General features: G+C 71.6%; 19 protein-coding genes and 1 pseudogene. 11 read left to right on the top strand and 9 right to left on the bottom strand.

All coding sequences use genetic code 11. The features are described 5' to 3' along the window. A partial coding sequence (locus tag V3T34_RS20460; protein ID WP_331369269.1) for an ABC transporter transmembrane domain-containing protein occupies nucleotides 1-1,231 on the bottom strand: 1,231 nt, incomplete at its 3' end. A gap of 420 nt (nucleotides 1,232-1,651) precedes the next feature. On the opposite strand from V3T34_RS20460, the gene V3T34_RS20455 reads away from it, so the two are divergent. From V3T34_RS20455 to V3T34_RS20420, 8 genes are all read left to right on the top strand, one after another. Beyond that, the gene (locus V3T34_RS20455) at nucleotides 1,652-2,632 is read left to right on the top strand and encodes an NAD-dependent epimerase/dehydratase family protein (protein WP_305079801.1); all 981 of its coding nucleotides are present in this window, start codon (nucleotides 1,652-1,654) and stop codon (nucleotides 2,630-2,632) included. Next, nucleotides 2,629-3,375, top strand: coding sequence for an SDR family oxidoreductase (locus V3T34_RS20450; RefSeq protein ID WP_331369268.1), 747 nt, complete (start codon nucleotides 2,629-2,631; stop codon nucleotides 3,373-3,375). Before V3T34_RS20455 ends, V3T34_RS20450 begins: the two co-directional genes overlap by 4 nt. Nucleotides 3,376-3,384: 9 nt before the next feature. After that, entirely contained in the window at nucleotides 3,385-4,773 is a 1,389-nt protein-coding gene (locus V3T34_RS20445) for an NAD(P)-binding domain-containing protein (protein ID WP_305079591.1), read from the top strand. Nucleotides 4,774-4,898: 125 nt separating this feature from the next. After that, nucleotides 4,899-6,497, top strand: coding sequence for an ABC transporter substrate-binding protein (locus V3T34_RS20440; protein WP_305079601.1), 1,599 nt, complete (start codon nucleotides 4,899-4,901; stop codon nucleotides 6,495-6,497). 1 nt (nucleotide 6,498) lies between these two features. Continuing rightward, nucleotides 6,499-7,530, top strand: coding sequence for an ABC transporter permease (locus V3T34_RS20435; RefSeq protein WP_305079592.1), 1,032 nt, complete (start codon nucleotides 6,499-6,501; stop codon nucleotides 7,528-7,530). Between the two features lie 18 nt (nucleotides 7,531-7,548). Continuing rightward, the gene (locus V3T34_RS20430; protein WP_305079593.1) at nucleotides 7,549-8,424 is read left to right on the top strand and encodes an ABC transporter permease; all 876 of its coding nucleotides are present in this window, start codon (nucleotides 7,549-7,551) and stop codon (nucleotides 8,422-8,424) included. Beyond that, nucleotides 8,424-10,082 (top strand): nickel ABC transporter ATP-binding protein NikE, encoded by a 1,659-nt coding sequence (nikE, locus tag V3T34_RS20425; RefSeq protein WP_305079594.1) that lies wholly within the window; start codon nucleotides 8,424-8,426, stop codon nucleotides 10,080-10,082. The genes V3T34_RS20430 and nikE overlap by 1 nt, the downstream gene beginning before the upstream one ends. A gap of 218 nt (nucleotides 10,083-10,300) precedes the next feature. Continuing rightward, nucleotides 10,301-11,227 carry an N-carbamoyl-D-amino-acid hydrolase gene (locus V3T34_RS20420; protein WP_091889951.1) on the top strand — a complete coding sequence of 309 codons (927 nt, stop codon included), beginning with the start codon at nucleotides 10,301-10,303 and terminating at the stop codon, nucleotides 11,225-11,227. A 17-nt stretch (nucleotides 11,228-11,244) separates the two neighbouring features. Here the strand turns inward: V3T34_RS20420 and V3T34_RS20415 are convergent, their stop codons facing one another. Further along, on the bottom strand, nucleotides 11,245-11,898 hold the full coding sequence (locus V3T34_RS20415) for an aspartate/glutamate racemase family protein (protein ID WP_305079595.1): 654 nt from the start codon (nucleotides 11,896-11,898) through the stop codon (nucleotides 11,245-11,247). Between the two features lie 59 nt (nucleotides 11,899-11,957). Between V3T34_RS20415 and hydA the strand changes: the two genes are divergently transcribed. Both hydA and V3T34_RS20405 read left to right on the top strand, forming a co-directional pair. Further along, entirely contained in the window at nucleotides 11,958-13,346 is a 1,389-nt protein-coding gene (hydA, locus tag V3T34_RS20410; RefSeq protein WP_305079596.1) for a dihydropyrimidinase, read from the top strand. Between the two features lie 246 nt (nucleotides 13,347-13,592). Beyond that, nucleotides 13,593-14,621, top strand: a complete 1,029-nt coding sequence (locus V3T34_RS20405; RefSeq protein ID WP_060846061.1) for a sensor histidine kinase — start codon at nucleotides 13,593-13,595, stop codon at nucleotides 14,619-14,621. 20 nt (nucleotides 14,622-14,641) lie between these two features. Here the strand turns inward: V3T34_RS20405 and V3T34_RS20400 are convergent, their stop codons facing one another. After that, nucleotides 14,642-15,040, bottom strand: a complete 399-nt coding sequence (locus tag V3T34_RS20400; RefSeq protein ID WP_060846062.1) for an MAPEG family protein — start codon at nucleotides 15,038-15,040, stop codon at nucleotides 14,642-14,644. 10 nt (nucleotides 15,041-15,050) lie between these two features. After that, nucleotides 15,051-16,124: a catalase family protein gene (locus tag V3T34_RS20395; protein WP_305079597.1), complete on the bottom strand. Its 1,074-nt coding sequence runs from the start codon at nucleotides 16,122-16,124 to the stop codon at nucleotides 15,051-15,053. Between the two features lie 357 nt (nucleotides 16,125-16,481). Between V3T34_RS20395 and V3T34_RS20390 the strand changes: the two genes are divergently transcribed. Next, nucleotides 16,482-16,610, top strand: a complete 129-nt coding sequence (locus tag V3T34_RS20390; RefSeq protein ID WP_280142827.1) for a hypothetical protein — start codon at nucleotides 16,482-16,484, stop codon at nucleotides 16,608-16,610. A 10-nt stretch (nucleotides 16,611-16,620) separates the two neighbouring features. On the opposite strand, the gene V3T34_RS20385 is transcribed toward V3T34_RS20390, so the two are convergent. The 5 genes and pseudogenes from V3T34_RS20385 to V3T34_RS20365 all read right to left on the bottom strand — a co-directional run bounded on the left by V3T34_RS20385 (nucleotide 16,621) and on the right by V3T34_RS20365 (nucleotide 23,190). Continuing rightward, complete coding sequence (locus tag V3T34_RS20385) at nucleotides 16,621-17,073, bottom strand: MarR family winged helix-turn-helix transcriptional regulator (protein ID WP_082742733.1); 453 nt, start codon at nucleotides 17,071-17,073, stop codon at nucleotides 16,621-16,623. An 88-nt stretch (nucleotides 17,074-17,161) separates the two neighbouring features. After that, nucleotides 17,162-18,448, bottom strand: coding sequence for a plasmid replication protein RepC (gene repC / locus V3T34_RS20380; protein ID WP_305079598.1), 1,287 nt, complete (start codon nucleotides 18,446-18,448; stop codon nucleotides 17,162-17,164). A 282-nt stretch (nucleotides 18,449-18,730) separates the two neighbouring features. Further along, nucleotides 18,731-19,939 carry a plasmid partitioning protein RepA gene (gene repA / locus V3T34_RS20375; RefSeq protein ID WP_305079599.1) on the bottom strand — a complete coding sequence of 403 codons (1,209 nt, stop codon included), beginning with the start codon at nucleotides 19,937-19,939 and terminating at the stop codon, nucleotides 18,731-18,733. Nucleotides 19,940-20,145: 206 nt separating this feature from the next. After that, a complete protein-coding gene (locus V3T34_RS20370; protein WP_305079600.1) occupies nucleotides 20,146-21,354 on the bottom strand; it encodes a lytic murein transglycosylase in 1,209 nt (402 codons plus the stop codon). 55 nt (nucleotides 21,355-21,409) lie between these two features. Next, a pseudogene (locus V3T34_RS20365) lies at nucleotides 21,410-23,190 on the bottom strand (methanol/ethanol family PQQ-dependent dehydrogenase). Nucleotides 23,191-23,539 lie beyond the last annotated feature (349 nt).

The raw sequence follows: 23,539 nt of genomic DNA, 5'->3' as shown, positions 1-23,539 counted from the left end.
CGAGCGCGGTCGTGACCTTGGAGATGTACTGGATCGCGTTCTGGCCGATGCTGGCGACGAGGCCGGCGACGAACGAGGTCTTGACGTAGGCCGCGAGGCGCTCGTCCCACTGGCTCTTGAGGGTGGGTTCGACCGCGAGCGCCTTGACGGTGTGGATGCCGACCACCGACTCGATCAGGAACTGGCTCGACAGGGCCGAGCGGTTGAACTGCTCCAGGGTCTTCTCGCGCAGGACCGGCCGAAGCAACACCGCCACCAGGATGTAGCAGGGGATCGACAAGGTGACGACCAGCGCGAGCAGCGGCGAGTAGACGTACAGGATCGCGAGGAACAGCAGCGTGAACGGCACGTCGATCGCCGAGGTGAGCGCCTGGCCGGTGAGGAAGTTGCGCACCGTCTCGAGCTCGCGCACCCGTGCCACGGTCTGGCCGGCGGGCCTCGTCTCGAAGTAGCCGAGCGGCAGGCGCATCAGGTGGTCGAACAGCCGCGCGCCGAGCTCGACGTCGATGCGGCTCGCGGTATGGGTGAGGATGTAGCCGCGCAGGTATTGCAGCACGACGTGGAACAGGCCGAGCGCCACGAGGCCGACGGCGACGAGCGTCAGGGTCGAGTAGCCGCGGTGGACCAGCACCTTGTCGATGGTGATCTGGAAGAAGATCGGGGTGATCAGCGCGCAGAGCTGGATGAACAGCGAGGCGACCAGCACCGTGGTGAGCGGCTTGCGGTAGCGCCAGACCGACGGCACGAACCAGGTCAGGCCGAAATGGTGGAGCGCGGTCTGGAGGTTGGCGCGGCGCGCGATCAGCACGATGGTGCCGGTCCAGCGCGGGAGGAACAGTTCGGGCTCGACGTGGTCGGCGGTGCGGGCGACCGGATCGATGATCCGGAGCTTGCCGTCCTCAAGGCGCCGGCCGAGGACGACGAAGCGGCCGTCGTCGACCTCGAGGATCGCCGGGAGCGGGATGCCGTCGAGGCGCGACGGCTTCTGGTCCCGGAGCAGGCGGCCCTTGAGGCCGAGGCGGCGGGCGCCGCGCACGACGTCGACGCCGCTCATCGGGGCCTGGCCGAGGCCGAGGTCGTGGCGGACCTGGGCCGGTTCGCACGGGACCTGGTGGAACGAGGCGACGAGGGCGAGCGCGCCGAGGCCCGAATCGGGCCGCGCCGCGGGCAGCTCCGCGGCTCCGGGTCCCGCGTGGCCGGGGCCTGCCTGTGCGGCCGCGTCTTGCACCATGTCCCTTGCCCCCGATTCTGCTGCGCAGTCTTGCCGGCTCGTGCCGCGCATCCATCTCGCGGACTCGCGGCGCTTGAGAGAATTCGACCGTTCGGGACCGGCTTGGTCGCGGCCGGCCCGGCGCTCCGCGGCGAACGCTCCGCACGGCGCGCGGGCCGCGACTGTTTCGCGTCGGCTGAATCCGGAAACCTCTTGGCCGGACGGCATGATGGTTTCATGACAGGGGACGCGCCGGGGCCACCCGCCGGTCGGCCTGCTTCGTGCATGGTGCTGCGCCGAACCGATCACGGGAGGCTCGATGCCGGCACCTCGTCCGCAGACGCATCGCGGGCCGCGCGAGCGCCCTCGCCCCAAGGGACTCCTCGCCCCAAGGGACTCCTCGCCCGGTGAGGACCTCCAACTCATGAGCTCTTCCACCCCATGACCACCGTCATCCTGGGCGGAGCCGGCTTCGTCGGGCTGAACCTCGCCCACCACCTCCTCGCGGGCGGCGGCGACGTGCGGCTCCTCGACCGGGCCCCGCCTCCGCCGGCGCTCCTCGCGGCGCTCGCCGCGCCGCCCGGCCGCCTCGACCTCGTGCCCGGCGACGTGACCGATCCGGCCGCCCTGTCGGCGGCGATCCGCCCGGGCACCGACGCGGTGGCGATCGCCGCCGCGGTGACGGCGGACGCCGCCCGCGAGGCCGCCGATCCGGCATCCATCCTCGCCGTCAATCTCTCGGCGGTCGTCCCGATCCTGGAGGCCTGCCGCCGGGCCGGGGTGCGCCGGGTGGTGAACCTGTCCTCGGCGGCGGCCTACGGCGCGACGCGAGCCGAGCGCCTGTCCGAGGACCTGCCGGCGCGGCCCGAGAGCCTCTACGCCGTCACCAAGTTCGCCTCGGAGGCCGTGCTGACGCGGCTCTGCGGGCATTGGGGACTCGACGGGGTGAGCGTGCGCCTGAGCGCGGTGTTCGGCCCGTTCGAGCGCGACACGTCGTTTCGCGATACCCTGAGCCCGCAGGCGCAGATCTGGGCGGCGGCGCGGGCCGGCACCCCGGCCCTGCTGCCGCGGCCGGGTCTGCGGGACTGGCTCTACGCCCCGGACGCCGCCGCCGCGGTGGCGCGGATCCTCCACGCGCCGCGCCTGGATTCCCGGCTCTACAACGTGTCGAGCCCCGTCGTCTGGCCGGTGCTGGCCTGGGGCGAGCGGCTGGCGCGGTCCCGGCTCGCACAGGCCGGCTTCGCCTGCCGCCTCGCCGCACCGGGCGAGGCCCCGACGATCACGCTGCACGGCGACACCGACCGGCCGCCGCTGGCGACCGACCGGCTGCGCGACGAGCTCGGCTGGGAGGCCGCCCATGGATGCGACGCCTCCGCCGATGCGTTCCAGGCCTGGCACGAAGCGCGGGAGGATGTCCCATGAGGTTCGACGGCAAGGTCGCAGTGGTGACCGGCGGCGGCTCCGGGATCGGCGCCGCGACGGCGCGGCTCCTCGCCGAGGCCGGCGCCCGGGTGGCGGTGATCGACCGGGACGATGCGGCCGCGCAGGCCGTGGCGGCGGAGATCGGAGGCCTCGCCCGGGCCTCGGATGTCGGCGATCCCGGGGCGGTCGCCGCCGACGCCGCGGCGATCGTCGCGGCCCTCGGCGGCATCGACGTGCTGGTGACGGCGGCGGGTTTCTCCGTCGGCGGCACCGTCGAGACCACCGCGCCCGCGGACTGGGACGCGGTGTTCCGCGCCCATGTCGGCGGCACCTGGCTGTGGGCCAAGGCAGCGGTGCCGGTGATGCGGGCCCGCGGCGGCGGCGCGATCGTCACGGTCGCCTCGCAGCTCGCGCTCGCCGGCGGGCGCGGCAACAGCGCCTACATCGCCGCCAAGGGCGCGGTGCTGAGCCTCACCCGCACCATGGCGCTCGACTTCGCCGCTGACGGCATCCGGGTCAACGCCGTGGTGCCGGGCGCGGTCGAGACGCCGCTTCTCGCCCGCAGCTTCGCCCGCGCCGCCGACCCGGCCGCCGCCCGCGCGGCCTCCGAGGCCCGCCACGCGATGAAGCGCCTCGGGCAGCCCGAGGAGGTCGCCCGCGCCGTCCTCTATCTCGCCAGCGATGCCGCCTCCTTCACCACCGGCGCCGCCCTGCCGGTGGAGGGCGGCTGGCTCTCCGCCTGAAGGTTTTGCATGTCCCTCGACGCTCTTCGGCTCCGCGTCCGCGACGAGATCGCCCGCACGGCCCATCCCCGCGCGCCCTGGCTCACCCCCCGCACCGGCCCGGACGGCCAACCCGCCCACGACGTGATCGTGGTCGGGGCCGGGCAATCCGGCCTCGCCATCGCGTTCGGGCTGATGCGGGCGCAGGTCACCAACATCCTGGTGCTCGACCGGGCACCGAAAGGCTTCGAGGGCCCCTGGCTCACCTACGCGCGGATGCGCACCCTGCGCAGCCCGAAGGACTTCACCGGACCCGATCTCGGCCTGCCGGCGCTCACCTATCAGTCCTGGCACGAGGCCCGCTACGGGCAGGCCGCCTGGGAGGCGTTGGACCTGATCCCCCGGGAGGACTGGGCCACGTATCTCGCCTTCGTGCGCGACGCCACCGGCGTGCCGGTCGAGAACGGCGTGACCGTCACCGGGATCGCGCCGGCCGGCGATCTCCTGGCGGTGACGGATTCGAGTGGCACGGTGCGCTACGCCCGCAAGGTGGTGCTCGCCACCGGCCAGGAGGGCGCCGGGCGCTGGGCGCTGCCCGACGCACTCCGCGACCTGCCGGCCGGCCGCGTCGCCCGCACCGACGACGCCATCGACTTCGCGCATCTCGCGGGCAAGCGCGTCGCGGTGATCGGCGCCGGTGCCTCGGCCTTCGACAACGCCGCCACGGCGCTGGAAGCCGGCGCCGCCGCGGTGACCGTGCTGTGCCGGCGGGCCGAGGCGCAGGTGGTGCAGCCCTATCGCTGGCTGACCTTCGCGGGCTTCCTGCGCCATCTCGGCGACCTCGACGACGCCTGGCGCTGGCGCTTCATGAGTGCGGTGATGGGCCTGCGCGAGGGCTTTCCGCAGGCGACCTGGGACCGCTGCGCCCGGCACCCGGCCTTTCGGTTTCTCCCCGGCGCCCCCATCCGCGCGGCGCGGATGGACGGCGGCGCGGTCGTCCTCGACACGCCGCGGGGCGCGGTGACCGCCGATCTCGCGATCGCGGCCACCGGCATCACCGTCGATTACGCGGCGCGGCCCGAATTGTTAGCGTTTGCCCACAACATCGCCACCTGGGGCGACCGCTACGCCCCGCCGCCGGAGGAACGCGACGAGCGCCTCGCCGCCTACCCGTATCTCGGCGGCGACTACGCCTTCACCGAGCGCGAGCCCGGCCTGACGCCGTGGATCGGAAACATCCACCTGTTCGGCATCGCCTCCACGGTGAGCCACGGCCCCTCCGGCTCGTCGATCAACGCGATGACGACCGCGGTGCCGCGCCTCGTCTCGGGCCTGACCCGGGGATTGTTCACCGCCGATCTCGACCGCCACTGGACCGACTTCCAGGCGTACGACGTACCCCAGGCGGTGCTGCGCTGAGCCTTCGTGTTAGCTCTTGCTCCCGGCTCGTGCCTGGTCTCGAATGACGCTCGCTGGAACGGCCCTTGCAAGTAGGCCGACCGGATCGGGGATGCAGGGAAGGAACCGGCGTGACGAAGACCAGCATGCGGACGGGCGGCCTCGCGGCGGCCCTGCTCACGGCCCTCGTCGTGGCGGGGCCGGCGAGAGCCCAGAGCCGGGCCGAGACCCTGCGCTACGTCACGGGGGCCGCGGTCAACACCCTCGACCCGACCATGCCGGGCACCACCCGCGAGGCCTTCGCGATCAGCCTCTCGACCTACGACCGCCTCGTCACCTTCGGCCGCAAGAAGCTCGGCGACAACTGGGTGTTCGACCTCGATTCGGTGCGCGGCGAGCTGGCCGAACGCTATGAGGTCAGCCCCGACGGCCTCACCCTCACCTTCTACCTGCGCAAGGACGCCAAGTTCCAGGACGGCACCCCGGTCACGGCCGACGACGTGAAATGGTCGCTCGACCGCGCCGTCTCGGCGAAGTCGCTGGCTGCGCCGCAGCTCCTCACCGGCTCGCTGACGAGCCCCGACCAGTTCGCGGTGGTCGATCCCCACACCTTCAAGGTGACGCTGCCGAAGCCCGACCGGCTGGCGCTCCCGAACCTCGCCACCGTCTACGCCATCGTGATCAACTCCAAGGTCGCGAAGTCGCACGCGACGCCGGAGGACCCGTGGGCGCAAGGATGGCTCAAGGACCACGCCGTCGGCAGCGGCGCCTACGGCGTCGACGTGTTCAAGCCCGGCGAGCAGGTGGTGCTGAAGCGCAACGCCGACTGGACCGGCGCCGCGCCGGACAAGCCCGCCGGCTTCAAGCGCATCATCGCCCAGACCATTCCCGATCCGGCGACCCGCGCCAACCTCGTCGAGAAGGGCGACGCCGACATCGTCATCGACCTCCAGGCCAACGACGCGCTGGCGCTGAAGGAGCGGGGCAAGCTGAAGGTGATCGCCACGCCGCAATTCAACGCGGTGACGCTGATCTCCTTCAACACGAAGCTGCCGCCCTTCGACAAGGTCGAGGTGCGCCAGGCGCTGGCCTACGCCCTGCCCTACGATTCGATGTTCAAGGCCGCCCTGTTCGGCCGCGGCAAGCCGCTCTTCGGTGCGACCTGGGGCGAGGGCGATCCGGCCCCCGTCTTCCCCGTCGCCCAGCCGGTGACCCTCGATCTGCCCAAGGCCAAGGCGCTGCTGGCGAAAGCCGGGCTGCCGGACGGGTTCTCGACCACCTTCAGCTTCAATGTCGGCCAGGCCGCCACCGCCGAGCCGATGGCCGCGCTGATCCGCGAATCGCTCGAAAAGATCGGCGTCAAGGTCGAGATCCAGAAGCTGCCCGACGCGCAGATGTCGACGCAGGTGAGCGAGAAGAAGCTGCCGTTCTTCACGGAAGGCATCGTCGCCTGGCTGCCCTCGCCGGATTACTTCTACCGCAACTTCTACACCGGCAACCAGCGCTGGAACTACAGCTCGATCGACGATCCCGAGATCAACGAGCTCGCCGCCAAGGCGCGGTTCGAGCGCGATCCGGCGAAGTACGACGACGAGGCCCGGGCCCTGAACAAGCGCCACCTCGCCCTGATGCCGCAGATCCCGATCTGGCAGCCGAACCAGGACGCCGTGATGGCCCAATCCGTCGAGGGCTACACCTACCAGTTCCACCGCCAGGTCGATTACCGCGACCTGTCGAGGAAGTAGGATGGCCTCCGCCTCCGGCATCGCCCGGCGCACCGGGCGGCGCTTCCTGTCCTCGCTGCCTGCACTTCTCGGCGTCCTGGTCTTCACCTTCCTGCTGATGCGGGTTTTGCCCGGCGACCCGGCGGTGTTCTTCGCCTCCGGGCCCAATGCCGGCAAGGCGGAGATCGAGGAGATCCGCCGCCAGATGGGCCTCGACAAGCCGGTGCCCGAGCAGCTGGTGCGCTATCTCGGCGACGTGGCGCGCGGCCAGCTCGGCCGCTCGATGACGACCGGCCAGCCCGTGCTGGCGGATCTGCGCCAGCGCCTGCCGGCCTCCCTCGAACTGACGGTCTCGGCGCTTGTCATCGCGCTCGCGCTGGCGATCCCGCTCGGGATCGCGGCGGCGCTCCGGCCCGGCTCGGCGGTGGATCACGCCGTGCGCTTCCTCTGCGCGCTCGGTGTCTGCGTCCCGACCTTCGTGTCGGGGCTGCTGCTGATCTACGTCTTCTACTACCTGCTCGGCGTGGCGCCGGACCCGACCGGCCGCGTCGACGTGTTCGCGGCGAGCCCACCGGACATCACCGGCTTCCTGCTGATCGACTTCCCGCTCGTCGGCGACTGGGAGGGCTTTCGCGCCGCGGCCGGGCAATTGGTGCTGCCGGCGCTCACCATGGCGTTGTTCGTGCTGGCGCCGCTCGCCCGCATCACCCGGGCGGCGATGCTGAGCGTGCTCGGCAGCGACTTCATCCGCACCGCCCGGTCGCTCGGCCTGCCGCGGCGGCGGGTGATCGTGACCTATGCGCTGCGCAACGCGATCCTGCCGGTGCTCACCATCGCGGGCATCGTCTTCTCGGCCATGCTCGGGGCCAACGTGCTGGTGGAGAAAGTGTTTTCCTGGCCCGGGGTCGCCTCCTACGCGCTCGATGCGCTGCTCGCCTCCGATTACGCCCCGGTCCAGGGCTTCGTGCTCTTGATGGCGAGCCTATTCGTCGTCGTGAACCTCACGGTCGACGTGCTCTACGGCCTCGCCGACCCGCGCGTCTCCATCGAGTGATCGGATGCGAGGAACCCGATGAACGCCGTCTCCCCGACCCTCGCGCCCCCGCCCAGCACCCTGCGGCACGCTGCCTACGTGCTGCGCGAGAATCCGCTGACCGCCGTCGCCGCTGCCGGCGCGTCGCTGCTCTGCCTCGTCGCCGTCTTCAGCCCCTGGCTCACCCCCTACGATCCCGTCGCCTCCGACGTCTCGGTGGCGCTCCAGCCGCCGAGCGCCGCGCACTGGGCCGGCACCGACCAGCTCGGCCGCGACGTGCTGAGCCGCATCGTCGAGGCGACCCGGCTCGACCTCGCCATCGCGCTCTCGGCGGTGGGGCTCTCCTTCGCGCTCGGCGCGGTGATCGGGGGGGTCAGCGGCTATGCCGGCGGCCGGCTCGACCGGGTGGTCGGGCGCCTCGTCGACGTGCTGATGGCCTTCCCGCTCTTCGTCCTGGCGATGGCGCTCGTCGCGGCCCTCGGCAACCGGGTCGAGAACATCGTCATCGCCACCGCGATCATCAACCTGCCGTTCTACATCCGCTTCGCCCGGGCCGAGGTGAACGTGAGGCGCGATGCCGGCTACGTCGAGGCGGCGCGGGCCGGGGGCGAGGGCCACCTCGCGGTGGTCCTGCGCTTCCTCCTGCCGAACGTGCTCCCGGCCATGGCGGTGCAGATCTCGCTCAACCTCGGCTGGGCGATCCTCAACGCGGCCGGCCTATCCTTCATCGGGCTGGGCGTGCGCCCCCCGACGCCGGAATGGGGGATCCTCGTTGCTGAGGGCGCGCGCTTCATCACCACCGGCAAGTGGTGGCTCGTCGCCTTCCCGGGCCTCGCCCTGATGCTGGCGGTGCTCTGCTTCAACCTGCTCGGCGACGGCCTGCGCGACATCCTCGATCCCCGGATGCGGACCTGATGCAGCCTCCCCTTCTCTCGATCGAGGGCCTGCGGGTCACCTTCGCGACCCGGCGCGGCCCGGTCGAGGCCCTGCGCGGCGTCTCGCTTTCGGTGGCGCCGGGCGAGAGCCTCGGCCTCGTCGGCGAATCGGGCTCGGGCAAGTCCGTCACCGCCTTCGCGGCGGCGCGCCTCCTCGACCGGGCCGGTCGCATCACCGGCGGCAGCGTGCGCTTCCGCGGCCAGGACGTGACCCGGCTCGCGGCGGCGGATCTCCGGGCGGCGCACGGCCAGGCGATCGGGATGATCTTCCAGAATCCGCGGGCGGCGCTGAACCCGATCCGTCCGATCGGCCGCCAGCTCGCCGACGTGCTGATGGCGGGCGGGCTGTCGAAGGTCCAGGCGAAGGAGCGAGCGTTGGAGAGCCTGGAGGCGGTGCGCATCCGCGACGCCGCGCGCCGCCTCGATGCCTATCCGCACGAACTCTCCGGCGGCATGTGCCAGCGGGTGATGATCGCGCTGGCGCTCGCCTGCCGGCCGGCGCTTCTCATCGCCGACGAGCCGACCACCGGCCTCGACGTGACGACCCAGAAGACCGTGATGGATCTCGTCGCCCGGCTCACCGCCGAGCGCGGCATGGCGATGATCCTCATCACCCACGATCTCGGCCTCGCCGCGCAGTATTGCGGCCGCATCGCCGTGATGGAGCAGGGCCGCCTCGTCGAGGAGGGCGAGCCGGGGGCTCTGTTCGCCAAGCCCCGCCACCCCTACACCAAGCGCCTCGTCGCCGCCTCGCCGACCCCGACCTCGACGCTCTCCGACCTCGTGCCGGAGAGTCCTCGCTCCCCGGCCCGGCCGCGCCCGGCCCCCGCCCCCGGCACCCCGCCGCTCCTCGCGGTGGAGGGACTCGGAAAGATGTTCGGCGGCGCCATGGCGGTGGAGGACGTGTCCTTCTCGCTCTGCGAGGGCGAGAGCCTCGGTCTCGTCGGCGAATCGGGTTCGGGCAAGAGCACCACGTCGCGGATGATCTGCCGGCTCCTCGATGCCAGCGCCGGGAAGATCCTGTTCGACGGCGAGTCGATCGGCACGATTCCGGCCCGCGATTTCCACCGCTCGCCCCATCGGCGCGCGATCCAGATCGTGTTCCAGGATCCGACCGACAGCCTCAACCCGCGCTTCTCGGCCTTCGACTGCATCGCCCATCCGCTCAGGCGCCTGACGCCCCTGCGGGGCGAACCCTTGCGCCTCCGGGTGATCGAGAGCGCCGAGCGGGCGGGCCTCCCGTCGGCCCTCCTCGACCGCTTCCCGCACCAGCTCTCGGGCGGCCAGAAGGCCCGCATCGGCATCGCCCGGGCGATCGCCGTGAAGCCGCGCCTCCTCGTCCTCGACGAGCCGACGGCGGCCCTCGACGTCTCGGTCCAGGCCGGGGTGCTCCGCCTCCTCGACGACCTGCGCCGGGAGGACGGGCTCGCCGTCCTGTTCGTGAGCCACGACCTCAACGTGGTGCGGATGATGTGCGAGCGCACCCTGGTGCTCCAGGGCGGGCGGGTGGTCGAGGAGGGCGTCAGCCGCGACCTCTTCCGCAGTCCGCGCACCGCCTACACGCGGGAGCTGCTGGCCGCGATCCCGCATTTCCGGCCGGGGCAGCCGCGGGGGCTCGCGGCGGAGCCGGCCGCGTGAGGCGTCCGCACTCAGGGGACTTATCTCCCATCCGGCACCTCGTCCTGAAGTATCAGTCCATCATAGATGGACTGACCTCGAAGGAGGCCTCCAGTTGTCTCGGCGATCCCTGGAGCCCTCCATCGAGGCCCACTTCGTGGGCACCTCAGGATGAGGCCGTGGGCAGGATGCCCCCGCACTCAAACATCGTCTGACAGATACTCGTAGGACATTTTACCATGCGCGTGATCCGCACCGCCGCCGCCCAGCTCGGGCCCATTCAGAAGGCCGAGGGCCGCGACAGCGTCGTCGCCCGGATGATCGCCCTGATGGACGAGGCCAAAAGCCAGGACGCCGACCTGATCGTCTATCCGGAACTGGCGCTCACGACCTTCTTCCCACGCTGGTACCACGCGGACCGCGCCGAGGCCGACCCCTGGTTCGAGCGCGAGATGCCGGGCCCGGCCACCGCGCCGCTCTTCGCCCGGGCGCGCCAGCACGGCATGGCGATGTCGTTCGGCTATGCCGAGCTGACGCCGGAGGGCCGGCACTTCAACACCTCGATCCTGGTCGACCGCGACGGCGCCATCGTCGGCAAGTATCGCAAGGTCCATCTGCCCGGCCACGACGAGTTCGACCCCGAGCGCACCCACCAGCACCTGGAGAAGCGCTACTTCGAGCCGGGCGACCTCGGCTTCCCGGTCTGGCGGATGCTCGGCGGCATCCTCGGCATGTGCATCTGCAACGACCGGCGCTGGCCCGAGACCTACCGGGTGATGGGGCTGCAGGGCGTCGAGATGGTGGTGCTCGGCTTCAACACCCCCTCGGTCAACAGCCAGCGCAACGCCGAGGGCATCGAGGAGCGGCTGTTCCACCACCGCCTCTCGGTCCAGGCCGGCGCCTACCAGAACGCCACCTGGGTGGTGGCGGTGGCCAAGGCCGGATCGGAAGACGGTCATCACCTCACCGGCGGTACCCTGATCGTCGACCCGAACGGGAAGATCGTGGCCGAGCTCCCCGGCGAGGCCGACGGCGTGATCGTCGCCGCCTGCGACCTCGACGAGACCCGGTTCGGCAAGGAGACGATCTTCGACTTCGCCCGCCACCGCCGACCCGAACATTACGGCCGCATCACCGCCCAGACCGGCGTGGTGCTGCCCGAGTGAAGCCCGGCGGCGCGACCTCAGGCGAGCGCCACGATGCCGATCGCCATCGCGACCGCGGCCTGCGTCGGGTCGATGACCGGGATGCCGAGCTCCCGCTCCAGGCCGCGGCGGTGTACCGCCATGCCGGCGCAGCCCATCACGATGACCCCGGCCCCGTCCCGGTCGCGCAGGTCGCGGCCGACGGCGATCATCCGGGCGAGCGTGTCCGGGCCGCTCGCGGTCTCGGCCACCGTCATCTCGAGCGCCCGCTCGCCGGCCAGCCGCTCGCTCACGCCCATCTGGCGCAGGGCCCGCAGGTGGCGCGGGATCGAGCGGCTGGCCACCGCGATGACGCCGAACCGGTCGGCCCGGGCGAGCGCGGTCAGGATCCCGCATTCCGCGATGCTGAGGACCGGCCGGTCGGTCGCCTCGCGGCAGACGTGCAGGCCGGGATCGGAGTAGCAGGCGATGACGTACGCGTCCGCCGCCTCGCGCCGCACGAGGTCGCGCAGGGGCAAGGCCACCTGCTCGACATCGGCCTGCGACTGGATGCCGAACGGCCCCTCGGCCAGCGTCTGGCAGTCGATGGCGAGGCCCGGCCGCGCGAGGGGCGCCAGCGCGTGATCGAGGCCGCGGGTGACGGCCTCGTTCGAGTTCGGGTTGATGACGAGGATGCGCCGGTCTGCCGTCATGGTGGCCCCCTGATGTGTCAGACCTTCAGCCTAGCAAGTTTCGGACGAGGAGCGTTTGTATGAGTGAGCCCGCCTTCGACACCGTGATCCGCGGCGGCACCGTCGCCACCGCGAGCGACGTCTTCTCCGCCGATCTCGGCATCCTGGACGGCCGGATCGCGGCGATCGGCCTCGACCTCGCCCCGGGACGGCGGGAGATCGACGCGCGGGGCAAGCTCGTCCTGCCGGGCGGAATCGACAGCCACGCCCATATCGAGCAGCTCTCGGCCTCGGGGCTGATGAACGCCGACACCTGGGAGAGCGCGACCCGCTCGGCGGCGCTCGGCGGCACCACCAGCGTCGTCGCCTTCGCGGCCCAGCATGTCGGGATGGATCTGGCGAAGGTCGTCGAGGACTACACCGCGCTGGCCGCGCGCGGCGCGGTGATCGACTACGCCTTCCACCTGATCGTGGCCGACGCGACCGAGAAGGCCCTGAGCCGGGACATCCCGGCGCTGGCGAAGGAGGGCCACCTCTCGCTCAAGGCGTTCATGACCTACGACCGCCTGCGGCTCGCGGACGAGGCCCTGCTCGACCTGATGGCGGCGGCCAAGGCGGTGGGCGCGCTCGTCTGCGTCCACGCCGAGAATCACGGGCTCATCGCCTTCGCGAGCCGGCAATTGCTGAAGGAGGGCAAGACGGCGCCGAAGTATCATGCCGCCAGCCATCCCCGGCTGTCGGAATCGGAAGCGTTCGAGCGGGTGGTGCGGTTCTCGCAGTATCTCGACCAGCCGGTGATGATCTTCCACGTCTCGACCGAGGAAGGCGCCGCGATCCTGCGCCGGGCCCGCGGCGAGGGCGCCAAGGTCTATGCCGAGACCTGCCCGCAATACCTCTTCCTCACCGAATCCGACCTCGACCGGCCGGGGCTGGAGGGGGCGAAGTGGATGTGCTCGCCGCCGCTGCGCGAGGCCCGCGACCAGGAGGCCCTGTGGCGCGCCCTCGATCTCGGCGACCTCCAGACCGTCTCCTCCGACCACGCCCCCTACCGCTACGACGAGACCGGCAAGCTCAAGGCCGGTCCGGGGGCGACCTTCAAGGAGATCGCCAACGGGATGCCGGGCCTGCAGATGCGCCTGCCGCTGCTCTTCGACGCCATGGTGTCGGGCGGGCGGCTCGGGCTGAAGAAATTCGTCGAGATCACCGCGACGGCACCGGCCCGGATCTACGGCCTCTCGAACAAGGGCTCGGTGGCGGTGGGGATGGATGCCGACCTCTGCCTGTGGGACCCCGACAAGCGCGTCACCCTCTCGGACGACATGGTGGAGGATCGCACCGGCTTCACGCCCTATGCCGGGCGCACCCTGAAAGGCTGGCCCGAGACGGTGCTCCGCCGCGGCCAGGTGATCGCCGAGGGCGGCACGGTGACGGCGGAGGCGGGCAGCGGCGCGCCGATCCGGCGGCGCTGAGCGGCGAAGCGGGAGGGCGAGCCACCCCGCACGGGCCGGCGACCGGCGGCGGGGCGGGCACGCTCGTCCCCGCCGCGACAGCGGCAGCGAAGCCACGGTGACCGGAGATCGGCCGCGGATCGCCCGATTCCGCGGCGATCCGTGGCGTGTGGCGGGAGAATCGCCCTAGGTTGGAGACTCGATCGAGGAGTCATCCCGCTGTCAACGGCCAAGTCGACGACTGCCCCGGTATCCACCGCTCCGACGGTGCGCCGCAGCTGGTTCTGGACCGCGCTCCAGGCCACCGAGCGCCTGCGCGCCCGGGCCTGGCTCGGCGACCTCGTCGCGCTCGGCGCGACCGCGGCGGCGCTCGGCCTGCGGCTGGCGGTGGACGACGTGCTGCCGCCGGGCTTTCCCTACCTGACCTTCTTCCCGGCGGTGATCCTCACCACGTTCTTCTGCGGCCTGCGGGCCGGCATCACCTGCGCCACCTTGAGCGGGCTGTCGGCCTGGTACTTCTTCCTGCCGCCGAGCACGGGGTTCATCCTCTCGGCGCAGTCGGGGCTGGCGCTCGCCTTCTACGTCTTCATCGTCGCCGTCGATATCGGGCTGATCCACATCATGCACACGGCGAGCGTGCGGCTGCGGCACGAGCGCGCCGTGACGGCCGGGCTCTACGAGCAGCAGCGCACCATGTTCCAGGAGCTGCAGCACCGGGTGGCGAACAACATGCAGTTCGTCGCGGCGCTCCTTACCCTGCAGAAGCGCCGGGTCGGCAACGACCCGCAGGCGGCGCTCGCCGCCCTCGACGAGGCGCGCATCCGCCTCGAGACGATCTCGCGCATCCACCGGCGGCTCTACGACCCGAGCCGCATCTCCCTGCCGGTCGGCCAGTACCTGCAGGAGCTCTGCGGCGACCTCCTCGACGCGACGGGGGCCCGCAACATCGTCTGCCTGGTCGACGTGCCGCCGGTGCGCTTCGACCTGACGCGGCTCACCACCCTGTCGCTGCTCGTGGTCGAGGTGGTGACCAACGCCCTGAAGCACGCCTTTCCCGAGGGTGCCCGCGGCTCCATCACGATCCGGATCGAGGCGACGGCGCCGGACCGGATGGCGCTCACCATCGCGGATGACGGGCGCGGCATCCCGGCCGGGTTCGACCCGGAGGCGAGCCGGAGCCTCGGCTTGCGCATCGCGCAAGGGCTCGCGGCCCAGCTCGACGGCACCCTCACCTATGCGGGCGGCCCCGGCACGGTGGTGCGGCTCGATTTCGCCGCCGAGGCCCCGGGCGCCTGAGCGCCGGGGCCGCCTATCCGTCAGGACAGGCGCAGCAGCAGCGCCAGGGCGGAGACGATCAGCACCGCGAAGGTCGCCAGGATGCCGCCGCCGCGGCAGGCATACTGGCGCGGCGAGTTCGCCGGCGCGGTCATGCCGAACGGGTGCAGCACCCGGCCGACCAGCAGCACCGCGAGCAGGCCGTGGACCAGGCCCCGGCTGCCGCCATGGGCCTCCAGCAGCCCGACGACGATCAGGATCAGCGGCACGTACTCGGCGAAGTTGGCCTGGGAGCGGGCGCGGTGCAGCAGCACGGCATCGCCGCCGTCGCCGTGCAGCACGTTGGCGGAGAGTCGCCGCGCCATCACCCAGATCGACAGCCCGGCGAAGAGCAGGGCCAGGACCGCTGCGTAGCCGGCGGTCAGGGACGGAAAAACCATGGTGGTCTCCTCAAGCGCGAGTCGGCGCATGGATGGGGCAACCGTTGTGCTCCGCCCGGAATCCGGCCGAGCTCGGATAGACGGCGCGGCGCGCCCGCATCACCGAGCCGAGCGGCCGATGCGCCGCCAGGCCGTGCCAAGGGCTGAAGGCGAGGCCGTCGTCGAGGCGCCGGACCTTCTCGTCGCTCCACGATTCCTGCGGCGCGATCGTGATCCGCGCCACCGGGACGTAGGGGCTCGCCTCCTCCGGCCAGGGCTTCGAGGCATCCTCGACCGGCATCGTCTCGCGGTCGGTCAGCAGCTGGGCCCGCAGCTCCCAAACGCCCTCGTGGGCGCGGAAGAACTCCGAGACCGCCTCGCGCAGGCCGTTCGGCTTGCCGTTGACATTCAGCGACGCTCCCGTGAGGGCGGTCAGCGCCGGCGCGACTGGAGCGACCGCCACCTTGGCGACGTGATCGCCCCAGCGCAGGGCCGCCTGGCTGTAGAAGGTCTCGCCGAGGATATGCGTCTCGGGATGGCCGCCGAGGCTGATCAGCGTCGCGCTCTTGCCCCCCACCGCCTCGAGCGCCCCTTCGAGCCCGCGAAGCGCGGCGGAAAACACCTTCTTGAACACCTGCGGCGTATCGGTGGTGGCGGCCAGGAGCTTCAGGCTCTTCAGGAACGCCTTGGCGTCAGGCGCCGTGAAGGCGGGAGCGTTCGCCAGCACGAAGTCCTGGGTCTCGCCCTCGGCCTCGGGGAGCCGTTCGCCGGAGACCCCGATCACCTTCACGGCAAGGCCCCGCGGGGTCGAGACGCTGTCGTCGAGGATGTCGCCCGGGTTGGTCGAGAGCCGCATGACGACGTCGTAGGAGCCGGGCGCCGCGAACAGCCCCTGCGCCAGCGCCGGGGGAAGACCCGGTAGCACGGTCAGCCGACCGGTCAGGAGGCCGTGGCTCTTGGCGTGGACGCCGCGCACCGCGTGGCCGTAATCCTCCAGCGTGGTCTCCTGGATCTTCCGGAAGACCCGGATCATCTCAGCCTGCACCTCTTCTTCGTCGGGCTGGACGACCTCGAGAGAGGGATCGAACCGAATCGGCGACTGCATCGTGGCGGGTCTCGCTGAATGTCGAGGACGCCGGAAGCGCCTCTGCGTCAGCGGAAACGGTTACCTGCAGCCGGTGTTCCGGCTCTCGATGCGGCAGTCATCGCCCGGGCGAGTTACCGGTCCACCCCCGCGACCAAGGAAACGATTTTTGCCGCTCCGGGTCCAGGGCCGGCCTCGGGAGCACATCGTTCTTTACAACAGGCGTTCGGCGGCAAATTTCTTCTCCGTGCCGCGCGGAGTTTGGGAAGCGCGTTCATTGACGTCCATCCCCGGCACGGCTTGAATGCACCGCACAGGACCACCCGGGGCCGCACGGCGTCGCGCCCGGCCGGAACACCACTACGAGGAGCACTTCCCATGCCCGCCGCCGTGAAGGCCCGTACCCTGGTCGACCGCGGCCGCATCCTCGCCTGGAACACCCTGACGATCGCGGTCTTCGTCGCCCTCACCGCCTACGTGGCGCGGATCGACGCGATCCTGCGGTAGCGCGCCGCGCTCACTCCTCCCTTTCCCGCACCAGACCGAGCGACTCCTCCAGCGCCCCGAGCAGCCGGTCGAAATCCCGCCTCTGCGCCTCGCTGAGCCCGGACAGGAGCTTGGCCTCGCGCGCGAGCAGGATCGGCACCAGCTCGGCATAGGTCTGGCGCCCCTGCGGCGTGAGCTCCAGCATCATCTCGCGCCGGTCGTCGCCGCTCTCCCGCCGGGCGACCAGGCCGAGTTCGATCAGGTGCCCGACAGCCCGGCTGATCCGCGATTTGTGGGTGCGGGTGCACCGCACGACGTAGGCCGCGCTGCGCGGCTCCGCGTGCTGCCCCAGCGTCGCCAGCACCCGCCATTCCGGGATGTCGATCCCGAACCGCGCGTAGTCGGCGGCCAGCGCGTTGCTGAACTCGCTGGCGAGCCGGTTGAGCCGGAACGGCGAGAAGGCGAGCAGGTTCAGGCGGTCCATCGGCTTCGCGTTCGCCTCCACGGCGCTTGAGCGGGTTTGCACCCTATATGAAGTTGCGAGCGCAACATATTATCCGGCGTCCGGCCGCTCATCCCCACGATCGCTCCGGTCCGGCACGCCGCCCCGGACCTCTCGCCGATTCGGACAGGCGACCCGCGAACGGCACGTCGGCGGGTGCGATGACCTCCTGGCGGGCCCGCCACAAGGCCATCACCATCGGCCAGGGCGAGAACCGTCCTTCCCGCGCCTTGTCGGTCAGGTCGCGCAGGTAGGCTCCCGGCGCCGCGATGGCGGTCCCGCGCTGGAGGATCGCCGCGACGACGATTGCCGCCGTCTCTTCGCCCATGACGCCCACCGCCCCGGTCCAGACCGTCGGTCCGATGCCGAGGCTCGCCCGCGCCAGCAACGCCGCGCCGAGAAGGTCGCGCCAATGTCCGATCCCGTGCCGGGCGTAAGCCCCGACATCCGGGCAGGCCTCGAGGACGAGCCTCAACGGCAGCACCCGCGTCGGCGGCACCACGGTGTCGGGTCCGGTCTCCCCGGGATCCGTCTCCTGTCCCCGCAAACCCCGTTCAAGATTCTGGAAAGACTCAGGTTTTGAACTCTGATGGTGGCAGCCGATCTGGGACTCACTGGCGCCCGTTTTTCCGAATTCCAGCGATTCCGCCAGGCACTTATCCACTTCCGCCCGCAAATCCCGCAACCCGCCGGCGATCTCGGCCAGAGCCGCGTTGCCGGCCGAGCGCGGCGGCATCGCGCCTTCTCCCGCGAGATGAGCCTCGACCGCGTCCCAGGCGCCTGCCAGCCCCTCCGCGCGGGCGAAGGCGACGATCTTCGTGATGTCGCGGCGCAGGAGCGAGATCTCCTCGCGCAGGAGCGCCCGTGCCTTGGCGGCCGCCCGCACCTCGCCGGCCAGCGCCTCGAACTCTGCGGCCCTCGCGACGAGCGGCGCGAGGTCGAAGCCGAACGCCTGCTCGATCCGGCCGCCCTCGCCGCGCCTCGCGTAGCGCTTGCCGTTGGGGCTGTCGCGGCGGATCACCAGGCCGGCCTCGACGAGCTGCGTCAGCGCCCGCCGAAGCGTCGTCGGCGACGGGCCATGGGCGCGCACCGACAATTCACGGTTGGAGGGAAACACCACCAGGTCGGCGCCCGGGGTCAGGGCGGTCTCGGGGTGGAAGCTCAGGAGCGCCGACAGGACGGCGAGCGCCCGGTCTCCGATACCGAGGCGGGCCTTCGCTTCGGTCAGGTTGCGGAAGGTCCGCCATTTGTGGCTGGCGGCCTCGTCCGGGCACGCTTTCGCCGCCGCCTGCGCCGCCATCATGGCGAGCGACAACGGCCGCCGCCCGAAGGGCGTCGTCGGTTGGGTCTGGGACATGGCTGTGCCTGTCGTCAGGCAACAGAAAAGGGTTCGCCGAATCGGCGCCACGCTTGACAGAATGTGCCGGATTTGATTCTCTCAGGCTGCCAGGCACTAAGAGAAGGGCTTCCGGGGCGTCGCTTCGGGGGCCTTTTTCTTTTGCCGGATCGATCCTTTCTGGGTTTGCGTGAGTGGAACCGCCTGGGGCGGGGTTAAACCGGGCCGGGTGGCCTGATTCTCACCGGAGCGAGATCTTGACCGAGATCTTGCCCAAGATCTTGGCGGACGAGGAAGCCCGGCTCACGCCGCCCTCCCCCAGGCCCTGACGATCTCGCCGGCAATCTCGGCATTGACCGCATCCAGCGCCTCGACCGCCCGGTCGTAGGCCTGGCGCGTCGCGCCCTCGCGGCCGGCCTCGTAGAGGGTCCGACCCGAGGCGCCGGCCTGCGCGATCGCGCAGGCGAGCGGCACCGCATGGGTCATCACCTGCTCGCCGAAGAGCGCCCGCAACAGCCCGACGATCTGGGTCTGCGGCCCGTCATTCGGCTCGTAGCGGGTGACGAGGTAGCGCAGGAAGTCGTGGCGCAGGTCACCCCCGGCCTCGCGCACGGCGCCGAGCAGGTCGGCGGTCATCCGCAGCGAGCCGGACATGCCGGCGAGGTCGAGCATCTGCGGCTGCACGGTCACCAGGATGCCGGTCGCCGCGCAGAGCGCCCCGAGGGTGAGGACCCCGAGCTGCGGCGCGCAATCGACCACGACGACGTCGTAGCGGCCGGAGACCCCCGCCAGGGCCTCGGCGACGCGGCCGACCGCGCCCTCCGGCATCGCCGCCGAGAGCGGGCCCCCATGCTCGCAGGCCATCAGCTCGAGATGGCCGGGCACGAGGTCGATGCCGGGAAAATGGGTCGGGCGCACGATCTCGCCGAGCGGGCGCTCGCCGCCGTCGCGCCGCACCGCCCCGTAGAGGGTCTGGCTCACGCCGACGTCGAGCTCCGGCCGGCAGCCGAACAGCCCCGACAGCGCCGCCTGCGGGTCGAGGTCGACCGCGAGCACCCGGTAGCCCTGCAGCGCCAGGTACTGCGCCAGGTGCGCCGCCACCGTGGTCTTGCCCGAGCGGCCCTTGACGTTCGTCACCGCCAGGACCTGCAGGTGCTCGCCGGTCCGGCGGTGGCGCAGGTAGCCCGGCCGCGTCCGCGCCAGGTGCCGGCGCACGTCGTTGATCTGCGCCAGGGTGAATTGCCGCCGGCCCGCCGGGCCCTTCTCGGGCTCCAGCCCCTCGTCCGACAGGATCAGCTGGCGCAGGTAGGCGTCGGTGATGCCGATGAGGCGCGCCGCCTCGCCGGTGGGAAAGCGCCGCAATTCGCGCCGCGCCGCCGGAGGGCCGAGGCGCTCGCGCACCTCGCCGATCTGGCGCGACAGCGCGTCGGCATGGGCCGCGATCACGGCATCGAACGACGCGGCGGAGGATGACCTCCGCCCGGCGATTCGACTTTCGGCAGCCTTCGACATCTACGCTTTCCAGCCTCATCCGAGCTTGTGAGCGTAGTTTGGCCGGTTCGGTGGACGGGGAGTCAAGCGTTAAGCCCCGGGCCCTCCGATTCAGGAGTCGACAACCTTTTCTCCACAGGAGTCAGGCGCTTCGCGTCGATCGCGCTGGGACCGACGGGCCGAATCGTGCGTTGGAGCCGAATCGCGATCGTGCCGCCGCCGCCGGATCAGCGCCCGGCGCGCAGCCGGTCGAGCAGTCCGGAATCGGCGTAGCCGTCGGGCACGAGCCCGGCCTCGGCCTGCCAGGCGCGGATCGCCGCCCGGCTGCGCGGGCCGATCCGCCCGTCCACTCCGCCGGCCGGATGGCCCTTCCCCTCCAGCAGCGCCTGGATCTCCCGCCGCTCGTCGCGGGCGAGCGGCCGGTCGTCCCGGGGCCAGGGCCGCACGAAGCCCGGCTCGCCCCGCAGCCGGTCTGAGAGATGCGCCACCGCCAGCGCGTACGAGAAGGCGGCGTTGTAGCCGAGCAGCGCCGAAAAGTTCGGGCGCAGCAGGAAGGCCGGGCCCTTCGCGCCGGCCGGCAGGACGAGGCGCGCGGTATCGCCGTCCGCGCCGATCGGCCGGCCGGCCGGCGCGAGCCCGAGGGTGCGCCACTCGGCCAGCGTCCGCATCGTTGTCTCGTCGGCGAGGCGATAGTCGAACCCCGAGGGCAGCAGCACCTCGCCGCCCCAGCCCTCCCCGGGCCGCCACCCCAAGGTCCGCAGGTACTGCCCCGTCGAGGCGAGCGCGTCCGGCGCCGAGGTCCAGATGTCGGCCCGGCCGTCGCCGTCGAAATCGACGGCGTGGCGCAGGTACGTCGTCGGCATGAACTGGGTGTGGCCCATGGCGCCGGCCCAGGAGCCGGTCAGGCGGTCCGGGCTGGTGCGGCCGAGATCGAGGATCCGCAGGGCCGCCACCAACTCCTCGGTCCAGGTGCCGACCCGCGGCCCCCCGGCGCAGGTGAGGGTGGCGAGCGAGCGAACCACCGGCCGGACCTTGCGGGGATCGTCGAGCACGCTGCCGTAGCCCGATTCGATGCCCCAGATCGCCACCAGCACGTGCCGGTCGACGCCGGTCGATGCCTCGACCGCCGGCAGGCGCGCCTCCGAGACGAGCTTCGCCCGGCCGTCGGTCACCGCCTCCTCGCTCACCGCGGCGTCGAGATAGGCCCAGACCGGCTTCTCGAACTCCGCCTGGCGTCCCGTCGCCGCGACGACGTCCGGATCGGCGGTGAGCCCGGAGAGCTGCGCCTCCGCCAGGGTCGGCGTCACCCCCTGCTCCCGCGCCTTGGCGACGAGGCCGGCCAGGCACTCGGCCATCGCGGGCGGCGCCTCGGGTGCCGGCTGCGCCAGGGCGGCCGGGCCGGCGAGCAGCCCCAGGAGCACCAACCTCATCCGCATCGAAGACCCTCCCGGTCGGTGATCCCGAGAGAATAAGGCGTCCGGCCGCTCCGCGTCAGGGTTCGGGCAAGGCAAAGACCGTCAATTGCCCGCCCGCGGCGGTGTACTGGGACAAGGCGGCGTAGCCGCCGACCGCCCCCGAGCCCTCGGCCGGGTCGGTGAGCCCGGCGGCCAGCCCGATTCCGGCCCAGCCGCCGATCCCGGAGAGCACCGCCACGTATTGCCGGCCGTCATGCATGTAGGTGGTGACGTTGCCGACGATCCCCGAGGGCGTCTTGAAGCGGTAGAGTTCTCGTCCCGTCACGGCGTCGACCGCCTTCAGGTAGCCTTCGAGGGTCCCGTAGAACACCACCCCGCCGGCCGTGGCGAGCGCCCCCGACCAGACCGAGAACGGCTCGGGGATCGACCACTTGATGCGGCCCGAGAGATTGTCCCAGGCGATGAACGCGCCGGTCCGGTCGGTGCCCGGCGGCGGATGCAGCGTCAGCGTCGCCCCGACATAGGCCCGACATAGGGCTGTCCCGGCGTGTAGGTGACGTGGAACGGCTCGTAATCCATGCACATGTGGTTGGTCGGCACGTAGAACAGGCCGGTCGCCGGCGAGTAGGCGGCGGGCTGCTGGTTCTTGGCGCCGAGCGCGCCCGGGCAGATGCCCATGACGGTCTCGTCCTCGCCGGTCGTGCCCGGGGCGTAGCGCTCGTCCACCACCGGGCGGCCATAGGCCGGCGAGGCGGGGTCGAGCTCGATGCGCTTGGCCCAGTTCACGCTCGGATCGAACTTTTGGGCCACCAGCAGCGCGCCGGTCGCCCGGTCGAGGGTGTAGCCGAAGCCGTTGCGGTCGAAATGGGTGAGGAGCCGGCGCCTCTGCCCCTCGACCTCCTGGTCGGTCAGGATCATCTCGTTGACGCCGTCGTAGTCCCACTGGTCGTGCGGCGTCATCTGGTAGACCCAGCGCGCCACGCCGGTGGTCGCGTCGCGGGCGACGATCGCCATCGCCCAGCGGTTGTCGCCCGGCCGCTGCGCCGGGTTCCAGGTCGAGGGGTTGCCGGTGCCGTAATAGACGAGGTCGAGGCCGGGATCGTACGAGAACCAGCCCCAGGCACAGCCGCCGCCGGTCTTCCACTGCTCGCCCTCCCAGCTCTTCAGCGACGAATCGGGGCCGACCGGGCGCCCGAGCTCCGTCGTCTTCGCGGGATCGACCAGCATCTCGGCATCCGGCCCGGTGGCGTAGGCGCGCCAGAGCCGCCGGCCCGTCGCCTGGTCGTAGGCGGTGACGTGGCAGCGCGCGCCGTACTCGCCGCCCGACAGGCCGACGATCACGGCGTCCCGCACCGGCATCACCGCCGCGGTGTTGGTCTCGCCCCGGGCCGGATCGCCGTTCTTGACCGACCACAGCACCTGCCCGGTCTCGGCCTCGAGCGCCACGACGGTGGTGTCGGCGAGCTGCAGGAACACCCGCCCGTCCTTGTAGGCGAGGCCGCGATGGACCGTGTCGCAGCACATCACCGCGACCACCGCCGAATCCTGCCGCGGTGCGTAGCGCCACAGGATCCTGCCGTCCTGGTTCAGGTCGAGGGCCGTCACCGTGTTGGGGAACGGCGTGTGCACATACATGATGTGGCCGACGACGAGCGGCGCGCCCTCGTGCCCGCGCAGCACGCCCGTCGAGTAGGTCCAGGCCACCTTCAACCGCCCGACATTGTCCGGTGTGATCCGGTCGAGGCGCGAGTAGCGCGTGTTGGCGTAATCGACGGTCGGCAGCGCCACCCGGGCCCCCTCTCCGGCGAAAGCCGGGCCGAGGCCGAGCAGCAGGGTCGCCAGCGTCATCGATCTCATGCCCATCCTCCTCGCCCGGCCGCTCCGGGGCGCGGGGACCGTCATAGGCCTTGCCCGCCCGCCGGGCCACGCGCCGGGAGACCCCCGCCGACGTGGCCGCCGACCGACGCTTGACGCTCCACGCGCCCGTCCCATCTCCGACCGGGATATACCTTTGCCAGTCCACGAGGGTGCCGGCGGGCGGCGATGCCCGCTCGCCCGGATCCCGACGTGTTGACAGTCGAGCCGGCTACCCTTAGACAGCCGCTCACCGACGGGGCGCCGACGAACTGGCCGCCCCGCCGAACCTCCCCAGAGACGAGCGAGCGAGGGCCAGGGCAACCCGGCGCCGCCTTCCGTTTCCGAGAAG

It is taken from the genome of Methylobacterium ajmalii (assembly GCF_036448855.1).
In the GTDB taxonomy this organism is placed as follows: domain Bacteria; phylum Pseudomonadota; class Alphaproteobacteria; order Rhizobiales; family Beijerinckiaceae; genus Methylobacterium; species Methylobacterium ajmalii.
Note: the sequence above shows the minus strand (reverse complement) of the source record. Positions and strands in the feature narration are given on the sequence as shown.